This window comes from Halogeometricum sp. S1BR25-6 (assembly GCF_031624495.1).
Lineage (GTDB): Archaea > Halobacteriota > Halobacteria > Halobacteriales > Haloferacaceae > Halogeometricum > Halogeometricum salsisoli.
The window spans coordinates 1,731,890-1,748,049 of sequence record NZ_JAMQOP010000001.1 but is presented as its reverse complement, the minus strand read 5'-3'; the positions used below and the strand labels follow the sequence as shown (position 1 = coordinate 1,748,049).

The 16,160-nt window shown below is 66.7% G+C and carries 11 protein-coding genes; 7 read left to right on the top strand and 4 right to left on the bottom strand.

The features are described from left to right. The first annotated feature begins 39 nt into the window (after positions 1-39). The 3 genes from cdd to NDI76_RS09085 all read left to right on the top strand — a co-directional run bounded on the left by cdd (position 40) and on the right by NDI76_RS09085 (position 2,694). Positions 40-453 carry a cytidine deaminase gene (gene cdd / locus NDI76_RS09095; protein WP_425498340.1) on the top strand — a complete coding sequence of 138 codons (414 nt, stop codon included), beginning with the start codon at positions 40-42 and terminating at the stop codon, positions 451-453. Positions 454-534: 81 nt separating this feature from the next. Beyond that, positions 535-1,353, top strand: a complete 819-nt coding sequence (locus NDI76_RS09090; RefSeq protein WP_310923689.1) for a nucleoside phosphorylase — start codon at positions 535-537, stop codon at positions 1,351-1,353. A gap of 150 nt (positions 1,354-1,503) precedes the next feature. Next, positions 1,504-2,694, top strand: coding sequence for an NAD(P)/FAD-dependent oxidoreductase (locus NDI76_RS09085; protein WP_310923688.1), 1,191 nt, complete (start codon positions 1,504-1,506; stop codon positions 2,692-2,694). Between the two features lie 209 nt (positions 2,695-2,903). Here NDI76_RS09085 and NDI76_RS09080 read toward each other — a convergent pair whose 3' ends face one another. Further along, a complete protein-coding gene (locus tag NDI76_RS09080) occupies positions 2,904-3,437 on the bottom strand; it encodes an Rrf2 family transcriptional regulator (RefSeq protein WP_310923687.1) in 534 nt (177 codons plus the stop codon). Between the two features lie 238 nt (positions 3,438-3,675). Continuing rightward, the gene (locus tag NDI76_RS09075; RefSeq protein ID WP_310923686.1) at positions 3,676-5,124 is read right to left on the bottom strand and encodes a TIGR00341 family protein; all 1,449 of its coding nucleotides are present in this window, start codon (positions 5,122-5,124) and stop codon (positions 3,676-3,678) included. Positions 5,125-5,269: 145 nt separating this feature from the next. Between NDI76_RS09075 and NDI76_RS09070 the strand changes: the two genes are divergently transcribed. After that, the gene (locus tag NDI76_RS09070) at positions 5,270-6,721 is read left to right on the top strand and encodes a DUF389 domain-containing protein (RefSeq protein WP_310923685.1); all 1,452 of its coding nucleotides are present in this window, start codon (positions 5,270-5,272) and stop codon (positions 6,719-6,721) included. Positions 6,722-6,781: 60 nt separating this feature from the next. Continuing rightward, the gene (gene rocF / locus NDI76_RS09065) at positions 6,782-7,690 is read left to right on the top strand and encodes an arginase (RefSeq protein ID WP_310923684.1); all 909 of its coding nucleotides are present in this window, start codon (positions 6,782-6,784) and stop codon (positions 7,688-7,690) included. A 278-nt stretch (positions 7,691-7,968) separates the two neighbouring features. On the opposite strand, the gene gyrA is transcribed toward rocF, so the two are convergent. Together gyrA and gyrB are read right to left on the bottom strand one after the other, a co-directional pair. After that, the gene (gene gyrA / locus NDI76_RS09060) at positions 7,969-10,494 is read right to left on the bottom strand and encodes a DNA gyrase subunit A (protein WP_310923683.1); all 2,526 of its coding nucleotides are present in this window, start codon (positions 10,492-10,494) and stop codon (positions 7,969-7,971) included. After that, entirely contained in the window at positions 10,495-12,408 is a 1,914-nt protein-coding gene (gene gyrB / locus NDI76_RS09055) for a DNA topoisomerase (ATP-hydrolyzing) subunit B (protein ID WP_310923682.1), read from the bottom strand. It abuts the gene before it with no gap. A gap of 248 nt (positions 12,409-12,656) precedes the next feature. Between gyrB and NDI76_RS09050 the strand changes: the two genes are divergently transcribed. Together NDI76_RS09050 and NDI76_RS09045 are read left to right on the top strand one after the other, a co-directional pair. Next, entirely contained in the window at positions 12,657-15,053 is a 2,397-nt protein-coding gene (locus NDI76_RS09050) for a DNA topoisomerase VI subunit B (protein ID WP_310923681.1), read from the top strand. Between the two features lie 5 nt (positions 15,054-15,058). Beyond that, positions 15,059-16,153 carry a DNA topoisomerase IV subunit A gene (locus tag NDI76_RS09045; protein ID WP_310923680.1) on the top strand — a complete coding sequence of 365 codons (1,095 nt, stop codon included), beginning with the start codon at positions 15,059-15,061 and terminating at the stop codon, positions 16,151-16,153. Positions 16,154-16,160 lie beyond the last annotated feature (7 nt).

Sequence of the window (16,160 nt, the reverse complement as noted above, 5' to 3'; positions counted from 1 at the left end):
GGGCAAGCTACAAACGCCCGCGAGGGAAACTCGGTTCCCATGTCCGACGAACTCGTCGAACGCGCCCGCGACGTCCTCGAACAGGCCCACGTCCCCTACTCCGAGTACCGCGTCGGCGCGGCGCTCAGGACGGCCGACGGCGAGGTGTTCGTCGGCTGTAACATCGAGAACGCGAACTACTCGAACAGCCTCCACGCCGAGGAAGTCGCCGTCGCGGAGGCGGTGAAGAAGGGACACCGCGAGTTCGACCGCCTCGCCGTCTCCTCGGGCGCCCGCGACGGCGTCACCCCCTGCGGGATGTGCCGGCAGACGCTCGCGGAGTTCTGCGAGGAGGACCTGCCCGTCGTCTGCGACGAGGGCGACGGGGAGGTGACGGAGTACGCGCTCGGCGAACTCCTGCCGAACACCATCTCCTTGGACACCTTGGAGGCGGCCGAACGCAATCGGGAGTGAGTCGCCGGTCGGAGGGGTAGGTGCGCTCCGAGCGGTGACCCGAAGCACAAGCACTTCAACCTCTCTCCACGCACGAGGGGTATGGACGACAGCGAGGACCCGAACAGCGAGGTCCAGTACCACATCGAACTCTCGGCCGGGGACGTCGCCGACGCCGTCCTCCTGCCGGGCAACCCCGAACGGGTCGACAAGGTGACCGCGCTGTGGGACGACGCCGAGGAACAGGCCTACCACCGCGAGTACCGCACGGCCACGGGGACGTACGAGGGGACGCCAATCTCCGTTACCTCTACCGGCATCGGCGGCCCGTCGGCGGCCATCGCCATCGAGGAACTCGCGCGCGTCGACGCCGAGACGCTCATCAGAGTCGGCTCCTGCGGCGCCATCCAACCCGAGATGGACGTCGGCGACCTGGTCATCACCTCCGGCGCGGTCCGACAGGAGGGCACCTCCAAGGAGTACGTCCGCGAGGACTACCCCGCCGTCGCGGACCACGAGGTGGTCTCCGCCCTCGTCGCCGCCGCCGAACGACTCGGCTACGACTACCACGTCGGCATCACGATGAGCGCCGACTCCTTCTACACCGGGCAGGGTCGCCCCGGATTCGAGGGGTTCCGCGCCGCCGGGTCGGAGTCGCTCGTCGAGGACCTGCGCGAGGCGAACGTGAAGAACATCGAGATGGAGGCGGCGACGCTTCTCACCGTCGCGAACGTCTACGGCCTCCGCGCCGGCGCCGTCTGCTCGGTGTACGCCAACCGCGTCACGGGCGAGTTCCGCACCGAGGGGGAGTCGCGCGCCGTGAAGACGGCCAGCCTCGCGGTCCACCTGCTGGCGAAGATGGACGAGGTCAAACGCGAGGCGGGGGTCGACCGATGGCACGCTGGCCTGTCGCTTGAGTAGGCGCGACTCGTCTCCTCTCCGACGACGCGGGAGGGCTTTATCCGGGGCCGAATCACCGGCAACTTTCTCCGCACCACGGCGCAGGCGGGCGATTCGCTCCGAATCACGTTCCAAAGCCCCTTTATCTGATGCCTACGCAGAGTCACACATATGAGTACGAAGGTCGTCGTCCTCGGTTCCGGCTACGCGGGTACCGGCGCCGTCAAACGACTCGAAGAAGAACTCGATTCGGATGCGGAACTCACCTGGGTCTCCGAAAACGACTACCACCTCGTCCTCCACGAGGCCCACCGCTGCATCCGCGACCCGAGCGTCGAGTCGAAGGTCGCAATCCCGGTCGACGAGATAAAGGAACCCGAGACGGAGTTCGTCAAGGGCCACGTCGAGAACGTCGACGTCGACGGGAAGGCCGTCGAACTCGAAGACGGCGAGGTCGACTACGACTACCTCCTCGTCTGTCTCGGCTCCGCGACGGCGTTCTACGGTATCGAGGGTCTCGAAGAGCACTCCCTCGAACTCAAGAGCCTCGACGACGCCCGCGAGATTCACAGCGAGGTCAAGGCGGCCGCCGAGGAGGCCTCCGAGGACGACCCCGCGAAGATAATCGTCGGCGGTGCGGGCCTCTCGGGCATCCAGTCGGCCGGCGAGATAGCCGGCTACCGCGACGACCACCGCGCGCCCCTCGATATCACCATCGTCGAAGGCCTCGACGAGGTGTTCCCCGGCAACGACCGCGAACTGCAGGGTGCGCTCCGAAAGCGCCTCGAAGCGCGCGACATCGATATTCTGACGGGCGATTTCATCTCGAAGGTCGACGAGGAGAACATCTACCTCGGCGGCGGCGAGGACGAGGACCCCGAGGAACTCGACTACGACGTGCTCCTCTGGACCGGCGGTATCACGGGTCAGAAAGAGGTCGCCGAGTCGAAACTCGACAAGGACGAGCGCTCGAACCGCATCTTCGCCGAGCAGGACTTCAAGACGAGCGACGACGACGTGTTCGCCCTCGGCGACTCCGCCCTCGTCGAACAGGGCGACGACGCCATCGCGCCGCCGACGGCGCAGGCCGCCTGGCAGGCCGCGGAAGTCGCCGGCGAGAACGTCGCCCGCGCCACGAAGGGTCAGCCCCTGAAGACGTGGGACCACAAGGACAAGGGGACGGTCATCTCCGTCGGCGAGGACGCCGTCGCCCACGCGGTCAAGGTGCCCGGCCTCGGCGAAATTCCGCCGAACGTCTTCGGCGGCCCGGCGGCGCGGACGCTCAAAAAGGGTATCGCCGCGCGCTGGATCGCCGACGTGACGACGCCCCGCCGCGCGCTCGAAGCGTGGGACGACCTCTGAATCCGGACGTCGCCGGCTGAACGCCCGTTTTACGTTTCGTCTTTCCGCGCTCTCCGAGAGCGGAAGCTCTCGGAGTTGCGAAACGAGAGCATTCGGAGGGGCTTAGAGGAGAGACGAGACGGCGGACCCAGGGGTGTGCGGCCGGTGCTCTCCGGGCCGCGCGGCGGTTTCCGGGCGGTGCGCTCGAACGCGCACCGCGAGGGCTTCGCTCAGTGCGAGGGTTCGCCTTCGGGGGCGCGCATGTCCTCGATGCGGAGGATGAGGATGTTGCTCGTGTCGTCCTTGCCGTCGACGATGCCCTCGATGACGAGTTTCGAGAGCGGCGTCGGGCCGACGCGCACCTCGTCGCCCTCGTGGAAGTCGCGAACCGACCCCTGCACGTGAATCTCCGCGCGGCAGAGTTCGGGGTGGTGGACCGAGGAGAGGTCTATCTCGTCGACGTTGACGCCTTCGACGGCCTCGCCCTCGTGGAACAGGGGGACGGCGGCGGGTTCGTCCATCTGGTCGACGTCCAGCGCCTCGTAGGCGTTCGCGGTCGGCTTGTAGCCGCCTTTCGGACCGGGGACGCCTTCGACCAGTTGCAGCGCTTTCAGGCTCTGCATCTGGTTTCGGATGGTTCCGGGGTTTCGGTTCACCTCTTCGGCGATATCCTCGCCTTTGACGGCGTCCTCCGACTGACGGTAGAGGTTGATCAACGCCGTCAGAATCGTTTTCTGACTAGAAGTCAGCTCGATCGATGACATAGAAGAACGTTCGCCGTATACGTCCTTAAATCCGATGGATGAACAGTACAATCCGGTCGCTGTACTACGATTTTCGACGGTTTCTGTGCAGTATTTTCACAAAACGTGGTTGCGGCGGGCGATTCGTCGCGCCGTCGTCGGACTGTCTTGACTTTACGTGTTTCTCTCGCTCGTACGTGAGACAAACGTGTACCGGTGGCCGGAACGCGGCGTCGGGCGGCGTCGGAAACCGAGCGTCTCAGACCGACGCGGCGGTCGCGGCGGTGGCGCCGACCGGGCGGGTCTCGCCGGGGTGTCGCAGTTTCTCGGAACGCTCCTCGTCGACGCCCGCGCTCTGCCCGTCGACGAACTCCACGGAGACGCGCACGTCGCGGTCGGTCTCCTGTTGTACCTGCTGGCGGACCGCCTCGGCCAGCGCCGGGTACGGTTCGTCCACCGGGCGCACGACGACGACGCTCACCTCCGGCGTCTCGCCGACGTACCGAACCATGCCGACCTCGGTCCGGACGGACGTGAGGTCGAGTTCGTCGTACCGTTGCTGTTCCATGACGTCCTCGACGGCGCCGTTAGCGGCGTTGTCGAACGCGACCTGTCCGAACAGGAGACCGCCCGCGCCGAGGAGCACGGCGAGGAGACAGGTGAGGGCGACGGCCGCCGGGACGTACTTTCGAACCCCGCGGCTCACCGACTCGCCGGCGCCGTCGTCCATCCGTTCGGCCGACGACCCCGCGCCGTCCTCGCCGTCGTCCATCGCCGCGCGTGCCTCGTCGTCCCACGCCTCGGGGCGATAGCCGAGATACCACAGCACCGAGAACGCCGAGACGTTGACGGCGACGGCGTTGACGACGAGAAGGAGGCCGGCCCCGAGGGCGACGCTCGGGAGGCCCCACGCCATCCCGATGCCGACGGCGGCGGCGGCGGGGATGAGGGCGGCGGCGATCATGACGCCCACGAGCGAGACGGGCAGCGCCGTCGCCAACCCGAACGCGCCCGCCGACCCCGCACAGAGGCCGACCAGCACCGAGAGAAAGCCCGGCGAGATACGCTTGCTGATCTGACCGACCGTCGAGACGTCGAGCATCGAGGTGACTATCTGCCCGGATTTCAGCGTCATCCCGAGAAGGAACGCGCCCGCGACGGCGGCGCCGAACCCGAGCAGTTGCTGGGTGAACCCCATCCGTATCATCCGCCGGTCGTTCAGCGAGATGCCGACGGCGGAGATGAGCGCCGACCCGACCTGCGGGGCGATGACCATGGCGCCGACGACGACGGCCGGCGAGTCCATCAGCAACCCCGCGGCGGCGACGAGGGCGCTGAATATCGTCAGCGCGTAGTACGTCAGCGGGTTCCGGTGCATGTCGAGCGCCTTCGCTCGAATCTCCTCGCGCGCGACGGCGTCGTCCTCCTCGGCGCCGGCGACGAACCGGTCTTCGAGTTCGTGGTAGCTCCGAGTCTTCGCCGTCTCCGCGCTGGCGATTATCGTGTACTCCCGGTCGTCGACGCCCGCGTCGCGGAGTTCGCCCATGACGTACTCGACCGCCTGCGTGGGGAGCGGAAACTCCACCAGCACCGTATCGCCTCGCTCCGTCGCGTTCTTCGTGACGACGAAGTCGATGTTTTCCGACTCTAAGATATCGATGACCGTCGACCGCGACTCCTCGCTCACGAGGAGCTTTATCAACCGCATCGACTCGAACCACGGCGCTCGCCGTCTTGAGGATACTGGCGGTCGCACGGTGCGCGACTCGCCGCCGGCGGGAGCCTGACGACTGGCCGAAACGTTCGTCTCACCGGCCAGAACGCTCATTCCCCCGCGCCAGTGACACTCCCTCGTGCGACTCATTCGTGTCCGGGTGGACGACGAGACGCGTGACTCCGTCGTCGCCGCTCTCGACGGGGAGGAGGCGACGTACGCCGTCGTCCCGGACGCAGAACGCGTCGACAGCGCGTTCGTCGAGGTACCGGTCCCCGACGGCGCCGTCGACCCCGTGCTCGCGTACCTCCAAGACAACGGCCTCGACGAGGACGCCTACACCGTCGTCGTCGACGCCGAGCGCTCGGAGTCGGTGAACCGCCACCTCGCCGAGCGATTCGTCGAGGGGCCGAAGGGCGACAGAGGTATCTCCCACGTCGAGATACGGCAGCGAGCGGAGGATTTGACGCCCGGCCGGGCGACCTACCTCGCGTTCGCCGCGCTCTCGGCGACGCTCGCCACCGCCGGCCTGCTGTTGAACTCCGCCATCGTCATCGTCGGCGCCATGGTCATCGCGCCGTTCGCCGGGTCGTCGCTGTCGGCCTCGGTCGGCGCGGTCATCGACGACCGGCCGATGCTCATCCAGAGCGTCAAAGACCAGGCGCTCGGTCTGGTCGTCGCCGCCGTCAGCGCCGTCGCCGTCGCCTACGCCGTCCGCTGGACGCTGTTCGTCCCGTCCACGCTCGCCGTCTCGCGCGTTCAACAGGTCGGCTTCTTCATCACGCCGACGCTTCTGGCCCTCGCCATCGCTATCGCCGCGGGGGCGGCGGGTGCTCTGGCGCTGGCGACGGACCTTCCCGTCTCCATCGCGGGCGTCGCCGTCGCCGCCGCCATCGTTCCGTCCGTCGCCGCGGCGGCCGTCGGCACCGTCTGGGGCCAACCCGTTCTCGTCCTCGGCGCCGTCGTCCTCCTCCTGATGAACATCGTGTTCATCAACATCGCGGCGTACCTCGCGCTGGTCGCCCTCGGTTACCGCTCGTCGGTCGTCGCCAGCACGTGGCGGGACCTCGGACCGAGCGTCCGGACGGCCGGCTACGCCCTCGTCGTCGTCGGGTTCGTCGCCGTCGCGGCGGCCACCGGCGCCGCAACCTACTCGCATCTCACCTTCGAGCAGGACGTGAACGCCGGCGTGCAGACCACGCTCGCACAGGAGGAGTACGACGGTCTCGAACTCGTCGGCGTCGCCGCGCAGTACGACGACCCCGGCGTCTTCGCCTCGCCCGAGAGCGTCACCGTCACCGTCGTCAGCGACGCCGACACGAGGCATCCGGATCTCGCCACGGACATGCAGGGGCGGGTACAGGACGTCACCGGGCAGAACGTCGCCGTCGAGGTCCACACCCAGGACTACCAGCGCGCCGCGGCCGAAGCGGACTCGTCGACCCCCGTCGCGGACTGGTTCTCCGACGCCTACCGGAGACTCGCCGGCCTGTTCGGTCGCACGGTGGAGGACGCCGACGACGCGGCCGATAACGCGACCGACGACGCGACCGGCGTCCTCGTCGGTTCTCCGTCGGCCGCGGCCGTCTGACCGCCGCACCTCCCTTCTCGAACCGGAACCACTACCCGTCCCCTGGCCGCACCTTCTACGATGACGAACACGGTGAGAATCATCGGCGCACCGACCGACTACGGCGCGAACCGACGCGGGGTCGACATGGGTCCCTCCGCCATCCGCTACGGCGGCCTCGCGGCCGAACTCGACGGCGCGGGACTCACCGTCGTCGACGACGGCGACGTGACCGCGCCGCCGGCGGAGGCGCGGGACCCCGAGGCCGAAGCGCCCTCCGAGGGGAACGCGAAGTTCCTCCGCGAGACGCGGGAGGTGGTCACCTCGGTGGCCGACCGGGTGGCCGCCGCCCTCGAAGGCGGGGAGACGCCCTTGGTTCTCGGCGGCGACCACTCTGTCGCCATCGGTTCCGTGACGGGGTCCGCGCGCGACGCCGAGGTGGGTCTCGTCTGGTTCGACGCGCACGGCGACTTCAACACCCCGAGCACGTCGCCCTCCGGAAACGTCCACGGGATGCCGCTGGCGGCCCTCCTCGGCGTCGGCGACTTCGCCGACACGCCGTGGGCGAACGCCGCCGGACTCTCCGAGGAACACGTCGCCATCGTCGGCCTGCGCTCCGTCGACGACACCGAACGCGAGGCCATCCGCGACAGCGACGTGACCGCCTACACGATGTCGGATATCGACGAACGCGGCATCGACGCCGTCGTCGACGACGCCCTTGACGTGGCCTGCGCGGCGTCCGACGGCGTCCACGCCAGCCTCGATTTGGACTGGCTGGACCCCCGCGAGGCGCCCGGCGTCGGGACGCCCGTCCGCGGCGGCGTCACCTACCGCGAGGCGCACTTCGCGCTCGAACGGGTGGCCGAGACCGATGCGCTCCGCTCTCTGGAACTGGTCGAGGTGAACCCCGTCCTCGACGAGCACAACGAGACGGCGGCGCTGGCGACGGAACTCGCCGCCAGCGGCCTCGGCAAGCGCATCCTCTAACGATTCATCGAGACGACACACCGGATTTCCGGTGAATCTCGCCGTCGGTTCGCGGCAACAGTCACCCACCGTCAGCAGTACCGAACACGGCGGGTATCGACGACTGTCGGCGTCGTCACGGGGATACTCGGAACCATCGGCTTCGCTCAACTGTACCGACGACAACGACAGAATCACTCCGCTCGGTCGCTCCGATAGCAGGTTTCCACTCGGCGCTGAACGCTCGTCCGAGCACTCGAAACGAGAACGGCGACGCGTTTTCGCCGCCGACTCGGCGCTTACTCCGCGTCCGCGTCTTCGTCCACGTCGTCGGACCCGACGTGGTGGACGTCGACGCTGGCGACGCTGTCGCCGGCGTCCATCTCCATCACGATGACGCCCATCGTGTTGCGACCCACCGTCGAGATGTCCTCGACGGGCGTCCGAAGAATCTGCCCGGACTCGCTCATGACGAACAGGTGGTCGCCGTAGCCCACCGTCTCCATCGCGCAGACGGAACCGTTGCGGTCGTTCGTCTTGATGTCGATGAGGCCCTTCCCGTTCCGGGACTGCCGGCGGTAGTCCTCTATGTCGGTGCGCTTGCCGTAGCCGTTCTCGGTGACGGTGAGCACCCAGTTGTGCACGTCCTCGTCGACGGCGGCGACGCCGACGAGTTCGTCGTCGCCGGTCAGGTTCATCCCGCGGACGCCGCGGGCGGAGCGACCCATCGCCCGGACGTCCGACTCGTCGAAGCGGATGGCCATGCCGTCGCGCGAGGCGAGGACCAAGTCGCGCGTTCCGTCCGTGACTTCGACGTCGGTGAGTTCGTCCCCGTCGTCGAGTTTCGTGGCGATGATGCCCGTCGAGAGGATGTTTTGGAACTTCTCGACGCCCGTGCGCTTCACGTAGCCGTTGCGCGTCACCATCGTGAGGTACTTCTCCGTCTCCTCGTCGATGTCGGCGGTGTTGACCACCGAGGTTATCTCCTCGCCGTCGTCCAGTTCGAGGAGGTTCACCGCCGATTTCCCGCGGGCGGTCCGGGACATCTCCGGGACCTGGTAGGTCTTCAGCTTGTACACCTGCCCGTGGTTGGTGAAGTACAGCAGGTAGTCGTGGGTGTTCGCCACGAACACCGAGGAGACCGTATCGCCCTGCTTCAGGTCGGTGCCGATGATGCCCTTCCCGCCGCGATGTTGGGCGCGGAACGTGTCGAGGGGCATCCGCTTGATGTAGTCGTCCTCGCTGACGACGACGACCACGTCCTCCTCGGCGATGAGGTCCTCGTGGGTGACCGACCCGGTGTCCTCGATAAAGGAGGTGCGTCGGTCGTCGGCGTACTCCTCGCGTATCTCGGTCAACTCCGAACGGATGACCGCGTCGAGTTCGTCGGCGTCGTTCAGAATCTCGTTGAGACGGTCGATTCGGTCCTGTACCTCCTCGTACTCGGTCTCTATCTCGGCGGCCTCCATGGAGGTCAGCGAACCGAGTTGCATGGCGACGATGTGGTTGGCCTGGTCCTCCGAGAAGTCGAAACTACGCAGCGGTTCGCCGTCCACCTCGACGGTCTGTTCGCCGCGGAGGGCGGCCTTCGCGTCGTCTCGGCTCTCGGAGTTGCGGATGGTCGCCACGACGTCGTCGATGTTGTCCAGCGCCTTCAGACGGCCTTCGAGGATGTGCGCGCGGTCCTCGGCCTCCGCGAGTTCGTACTCGGAGCGCCGGCGGACCACGTTGCGGCGGTGGTTCAGATACTCGACGAGCGTCTCTTTCAGCGTGAGGACGCGCGGTTGCCCGTCGACGAGGGCGAGGTTGATGACGCCGAACGTGGATTCGAGGTGGTGTTCGAGCAGTTGGTTCTTCACCACGTCGGGGTTCGCGCCGCGCTTGAGTTCGATAACGACGCGGATGCCGTCGCGGTCGGACTCGTCGCGCAGGTCGCGAATCCCCTCTATCTTCCCCTCGTTGACGTCGTCCGCGATTCGTTCGATGAGACGCGCCTTGTTCTCCTGGTAGGGGAGTTCGTTGATGACGATGTTCTCGCCTTGCTCGTCGACGTCGAAGTCGGCGCGGACGCGGATGCGGCCGCGGCCGGTCTTGTACGCCTTGTGGACCGCGTTGCGTCCGACGATGTTCGCGCCCGTCGGGAAGTCCGGCCCCTTCACGAACTCCATGAGGTCCTCGATGGTGCAGTCGGGGTTCTCGATGAGGTGCGTCGTCGCGTCGATGACCTCGCCGAGGTTATGAGGAGGAATGTTCGTCGACATCCCGACGGCGATGCCCGATGAGCCGTTGACGAGGAGGTTCGGGAACGATGCCGGCAGGACGACCGGTTCCTGCATGCGGTCGTCGTAGTTCGACTGGAAGTCGACGGTGTCCTTCTCGATGTCGTCGAGTAGTTCCTCCGCGATGGGGGCCATGCGGGCCTCCGTGTACCGCATCGCGGCCGGCGGGTCGCCGTCGACGGAGCCGAAGTTCCCCTGGCCGTCCACGAGGGGGTAGCGCATCGAGAAGTCCTGCGCCATCCGCGCGAGGGCGTCGTAGATAGCCGAGTCGCCGTGCGGGTGGTAGTCCCCCATCGTCTCGCCGACGATGGAGGAGGACTTGCGGTGCGACGAACGGGAGGAGACGCCCGCCTCGTTCATCGCGTAGAGGATGCGCCGGTGGACGGGTTTGAGGCCGTCGCGCACGTCCGGCAGGGCGCGACCCGCGATGACCGACATCGCGTAGTCGATGTACGACTGCTCCATCTCCTGCTCGATGCGCGCGGGCTTTATCTCCGCAGCGATGCCCGCGCCCGGTCTGAACTCGTCTGGTGCGTCCGAACTCATCTATATGTCCACCCACTCGGCGTCGGTCGCGTGCTCTTTGATGAACTGCTTTCGCGGTTCGACGGCGTCGCCCATCAGGATGTTGAACATCCGGTCGGCGGCGGCGGCGTCCTCGACGGTTATCTGCTTGAGCACCCGGTTCTCGGGGTTCATCGTCGTGTCCCAGAGCTGTTCGGGGTTCATCTCGCCGAGACCCTTAAACCGCTGGACCTGCGTCGGGTTGCCGTCGCACTTCTCCTCGACGATGCGGTCGCGTTCGGCCTCGGTCATCGCGTCGTACGTCTCGCCGCGGTAGCGGACGCGGTACAGCGGCGGTTGCGCTGCGTAGACGTAGCCCGCCTCGACCAGCGGCCGCATGTAGCGGTACAGAAGCGTGAGAAGCAGCGTGCGGATGTGCGCGCCGTCGACGTCGGCGTCGGTCATCAGGATGACGCGCTCGTAGCGCACGTCCTCGACGTCGAACTCCTCGCCGACGCCCGCGCCGATGGCGGTGATGAGCGCGCGGACCTCGTTGTTCTCTAAGATCCTATCCAAGCGGTGCTTCTCGACGTTCAGAATCTTCCCGCGAAGGGGGAGGATGGCCTGAAAGTGCCTGTCTCTGCCCTGCTTGGCCGACCCGCCCGCGGAGTCGCCCTCCACGACGAACAGTTCGGACTCGGCGGGGTCGCGGCTCTGACAGTCCGCGAGTTTGCCGGGCAGCGCCGTCGACTCCAGGGCGGACTTCCGGCGCGTGAGTTCCTCGGCCTTCTTCGCCGCGCGGCGGGCCTTCGCCGCCTCGACGGCCTTCATCACGATGGACTGGGCGGTGCCGGGGTTCTCCTCGAAGTACGTCCCGAGTTGCTGGTGCATGACGGACTCGACGATGCCGCGCACCTCGCTGTTCCCCAACTTGGTCTTCGTCTGTCCCTCGAACTGCGGGTCGGGGTGTTTGATGGAGATGACCGCGGTGAGTCCCTCGCGGATGTCCTCGCCCTTCAGGGAGTCGAGGTCGTCGAGGTGGTTGTTCTCCCGAGCGTAGTCGTTGACGACGCGGGTGAGCGCCGTCTTGAACCCGGTCATGTGCGTCCCGCCCTCGCGGGTGTTGATGTTGTTGGCGAAGGCGTGGATGGAGCCCTGCAGTTCCTGCGTCGCCTGCATCGCTACCTCGACTTCGATGCCCTCCTCGGCGTCCTCGTAGTAGATGACGTCGTCGTGCATCGTCGTCTTCGTCTCGTTGAGGTAGCGGACGAACTCGCGGATGCCGCCGTCGAAGCGGAACGAACTCTCCTTCTCCTCGGGTTCGTCGCGGAGAGAGATACCGACGCCCGAGTTGAGGAAGGCGAGTTCGCGGAGGCGGTTCTCCAGGGTGGTGAACTCGAACTCAAGCGTCTCGAACACCTCGTCGTCGGGCTTGAATCGAATCGTCGTGCCCGTCTCCTCGTCGGAGTCGAGGTCGCGGACGCGTTCGAAGGCGTCGACCTGCGGCTCGCCGCGTTCGAAGCGGTGCCGCCAGAGGGCGCCGTCGCGCTTTATCTCGACTTCGAGCCACTCCGAGAGGGCGTTGACGACGCTCACGCCGACGCCGTGGAGACCGCCGGAGACCTGGTAGGATTTGTTGTCGAACTTGCCGCCGGCGTGGAGGACGGTCATGATGACCTCGACGGCGGGGCGGTCGTACTGCTCGTGGGTGTCGACCGGGATGCCCCGGCCGTTGTCGGAGACGGAGACGGAGCCGTCGTCGTTGACGGCGACCGATATCTCGTCGCAGTGGCCCGCGAGAGCTTCGTCGATGGAGTTGTCCACCACTTCGTAGACGAGGTGGTGGAGGCCCCGTGAGTCGGTGGAGCCGATGTACATTGCCGGGCGTTTCCGAACGGCTTCCAACCCTTCGAGGACCTGGATCTGCCCCGCTCCGTACTCACTTTCGTGTGACATACTATCTGCTTCGGGGTTAGCTATCTCCGGCCTTAAACCCTCGCACGCGCGCCCGCGTGAGTACTTACTAATACCCCGATAGCCGGCGTCGCTCCGCGTCCACGATGGCCCCGCGTGCGCCCGGACGTTCGGTTCTGCGCCGCGAACCGCCCGGTGGGAAGGCCTCTCTCCGCCGGCGCGGACCCGTTCCACTTTCACCCTACTCCCGAACAGTACTTAAGCGCTCATCCAGAAGATTTCCTCACAGAATGACCTCGTTCCAGTCGACACTCGGCGAGGACGCCGGTATCGCGGAGGAGTTGGCCGAGAGCCAACGCGCGATATCCATCGCCGAGTTCTTCGAGAAGAACAAGCACATGCTCGGGTTCGACTCGGGGGCGCGAGGCTTGGTCACCGCCGTGAAGGAGGCGGTCGACAACGCACTCGACGCAACCGAGGAGGCCGGTATCAAGCCCGACATCTCCATCGAAATCCGCGAGGCCGGCGACTACTACACGCTCGTGGTCGAGGACAACGGCCCCGGAATCACGAAAGAGCAGATTCCGAAGGTGTTCGGGAAACTGCTCTACGGCTCGCGGTTCCACGCGCGCGAGCAGTCCCGCGGGCAGCAGGGTATCGGTATCTCCGCGGCGGTCCTCTACTCCCAACTCACCTCCGGGAAGCCCGCGAAGATCACCTCCCGCACGCAGGGCGACTCGTCGGCTCAGTACTTCGAACTCATCATCGACACCGACACGAACGAACCGGAGATTCAGGTCGAACGCGAACTCGAACCCGGCGAGTCGGACCTCTCGCCCACCCACGGCACGCGCATCGAGGTGGAGATGGAGGCGAACATGCGCGCCCGCCAACAGCTCCACGACTACGTCAAGCACACCGCCGTCGTCAACCCGCACGCCCGGTTGGTCCTCGACGAACCCGGCCTCGAAGAGCCCATCCGCTACGAACGGGTCGAGGGGGCGGAACTCCCCGCGGAGACCGAGGAGATTCGTCCGCACCCCCACGGCGTCGAACTCGGGACGCTCATCAAGATGCTCGGGCGCACCGAGTCCTACTCGGTGTCGGGTTTCCTGCAGGAAGAGTTCACCCGCGTCGGCGCGAAGACGGCCGACAAGATACTGAACAACTTCCGCGACAGACACTTCGGCCGCGAGATGGGGTGGGGAGTCGTCGAGAGCGACGAACTCGACCTCGACGCCGAAATCGAGGACGCCATCGCCAACAAGGGCGCCGAAGCGACGGCGGCGCTCGCCGAACGCGTCGGCGACACGCTCCGGAACCGCGAGCGCACGACCTACTTCGAACTCGAGGACATCGTCGACACCGTCGCGGACGACGTCGGCGAGGAACACGACGTCGCGTTCGGCGACACCGTCCGCGAGAACGCCGTCGCGGCCGCGTGGGCCGTCCTCGGTGAGCAACGAGACCTGTACGCCGTCGTCGACGGGGCGACGAGCACCCAGAAGGACGACGCGACGGTTCGCGGCATCGCCGACCGCGTCGCGGAGAAGTTCGGCTCGAACGACCGCCACCGCGCGACGAGAGACCAGGTCCGCGAGTACGTCGACCGCTCGGCGGACGTGCTCGTCTCAGAGGACGTGACGTTCGGCGACACGGCCCGCGAGAACGTCACCGATGCGCTGTGGGCGGTCATGCGCACCGTCCCGGACGACGCGCCGAAGGTGAACGAGGTGGCCGACGACCGCGATATCGCCTCCCAACTCCTCGAGGCCATGCGCGAGGCGGACATCCTCGCGCCGCCGACGAACTGCCTCTCGCCCATCACCGCCGAGTTGGTCGAGGCCGGCCTCCGCAAGGAGTACGACGCCGACTTCTACGCCGCTGCGACCCGCGACGCCGAGGTTCACGGCGGCGACCCGTTCATCGTCGAGGCGGGCATCGCCTACGGCGGCGAACTCTCCGCGGAGGGCTCGGTCGACCTCCTGCGCTTCGCCAACCGCGTCCCCCTCGTCTACCAGCGCGGGGCCTGCGCGACGACGGACGTGGTCAAGCGCATCGGCTGGCGCAACTACGGCTTGGACCAACCCGGCGGCTCCGGTATGCCGAGCGGTCCGGCGGTCATCATGGTCCACGTCGCCTCCACGAACGTCCCGTTCACCTCCGAGTCGAAGGACGCCCTCGCGAACATCCCCGAGATAGAAGACGAGATAGAACTCGCCATCCGCGAGGCGGCGCGCGAACTGAAGTCGTACCTGAACAAGCGCCGCTCGATGCAGAAGCGCCGGAAGAAACAGGACGTGCTCGGGCGCATCCTGCCGGAGATGGCCGACAAACTGTCGGAGGTTACGGGCCGCGAACGGCCGAACATCGACGGCGCGCTGGCCCGCATCATGAACAACCTCAGCGTCGACCGCGAGGTGGACGGCGACACCGTCACCCTCGTCGTGGAGAACTACTCCGACCGCACCGAATCGCCCGACATTACCGACATCGTCTCGGTCGAACCGACGGACGTGCCCGACGGCGCCACCGTCGTCGACTTGGACGGCGAGTGGTTCGTCAAGTGGAACCCGTCGGTGTCGGCGGGCGACACCGTCGAACTCAGCTACACCGTCGCCTCGGACGCGTCGTTCGACATCAACGTCGACGGCGTCGAAGCGGAGAAACTCACCGTCAACACCTAACACACATGAGCACGAACCAGAACGACGAACTCGCCCAGGAGCGACTCATCAACCTCGCCGCGGAGTTCTACGACCAGTTCGCGTCGGGCGACATCCCCCACATGGACATCCCCACGCGGACGAAGAGCAACATCGTCTTCGACGAGGAGTCGAAGGTGTGGGTGTACGGCGACCGCAAATCCACGCGGTCGGCCAACAGCGTCCGCGGCGCGCGGAAACTTCTGAAGGCCGCCTACGCCATCGAGTTCCTCGTCAACCAACTGGAGGAGAACCGCTCGTCGACCCTCCGTGAACTGTACTACCTCTCGGAGTCGTGGGACAACGAAGAGGCGCAGTTCAACGACCAGAGCGAGTCGAATCAGCTCATCGAGGACCTCGAAATCGTCTCGCACGTCACCCGCGAGGACTTCCACATGCGCCCCGAGGAGTCCGGCGCGAAGGTGATGGGACCGCTCCACCTCCGCGAGCAGACGCGCCGCGGCGACCGTGATATCCACTGCCAGGACGACGTGGGGCAGGGCGGCTACCAGATTCCGAACAATCCAGACACCATCGAGTTCCTCGACAACGACGCCGCGTTCGTCCTCTGCGTGGAGACCGGCGGCATGCGCGACCGACTCGTGGAGAACGGCTTCGACGAGAAGCACGACGCCCTCGTCGTCCACCTCGGCGGCCAACCGGCGCGGGCGACGCGCCGCCTCACGAAGCGCCTCCACGACGAACTCGACCTGCCCGTCGTGGTGTTCACCGACGGCGACCCGTGGTCCTACCGCATCTACGGCTCCGTCGCGTACGGCTCCATCAAGTCCGCGCACCTCTCGGAGTACCTCGCCACGCCCGAGGCGAAATTCATCGGCATCCAACCGCAGGACATCGTCGACTACGACCTGCCGACGGACCCGCTGTCGGACTCGGACGTCAACGCCCTCGAATCCGAACTTGAGGACCCGCGCTTTATGACCGACTACTGGGAGGAGCAGATCGAACTGCAACTCGACATCAACAAGAAGGCCGAACAGCAGTCGCTGGCCGCCCGCGGACTGGACTTCGTGACCGACACGTACCTGCCCGACCGACTTGGCGAGATGGGCGTGCTGTAGCGTCGCC

Coding starts and splice junctions, on each gene's coding strand:
- cdd (WP_425498340.1), top strand. CDS start 40: ATGTCCGACGAACTCGTCGAACGCGCCCGCGACGTCCTCGAACAGGCC.
- NDI76_RS09090 (WP_310923689.1), top strand. CDS start 535: ATGGACGACAGCGAGGACCCGAACAGCGAGGTCCAGTACCACATCGAA.
- NDI76_RS09085 (WP_310923688.1), top strand. CDS start 1,504: ATGAGTACGAAGGTCGTCGTCCTCGGTTCCGGCTACGCGGGTACCGGC.
- NDI76_RS09080 (WP_310923687.1), bottom strand. CDS start 3,437: ATGTCATCGATCGAGCTGACTTCTAGTCAGAAAACGATTCTGACGGCG.
- NDI76_RS09075 (WP_310923686.1), bottom strand. CDS start 5,124: ATGCGGTTGATAAAGCTCCTCGTGAGCGAGGAGTCGCGGTCGACGGTC.
- rocF (WP_310923684.1), top strand. CDS start 6,782: ATGACGAACACGGTGAGAATCATCGGCGCACCGACCGACTACGGCGCG.
- gyrA (WP_310923683.1), bottom strand. CDS start 10,494: ATGAGTTCGGACGCACCAGACGAGTTCAGACCGGGCGCGGGCATCGCT.
- gyrB (WP_310923682.1), bottom strand. CDS start 12,408: ATGTCACACGAAAGTGAGTACGGAGCGGGGCAGATCCAGGTCCTCGAA.
- NDI76_RS09050 (WP_310923681.1), top strand. CDS start 12,657: ATGACCTCGTTCCAGTCGACACTCGGCGAGGACGCCGGTATCGCGGAG.
- NDI76_RS09045 (WP_310923680.1), top strand. CDS start 15,059: ATGAGCACGAACCAGAACGACGAACTCGCCCAGGAGCGACTCATCAAC.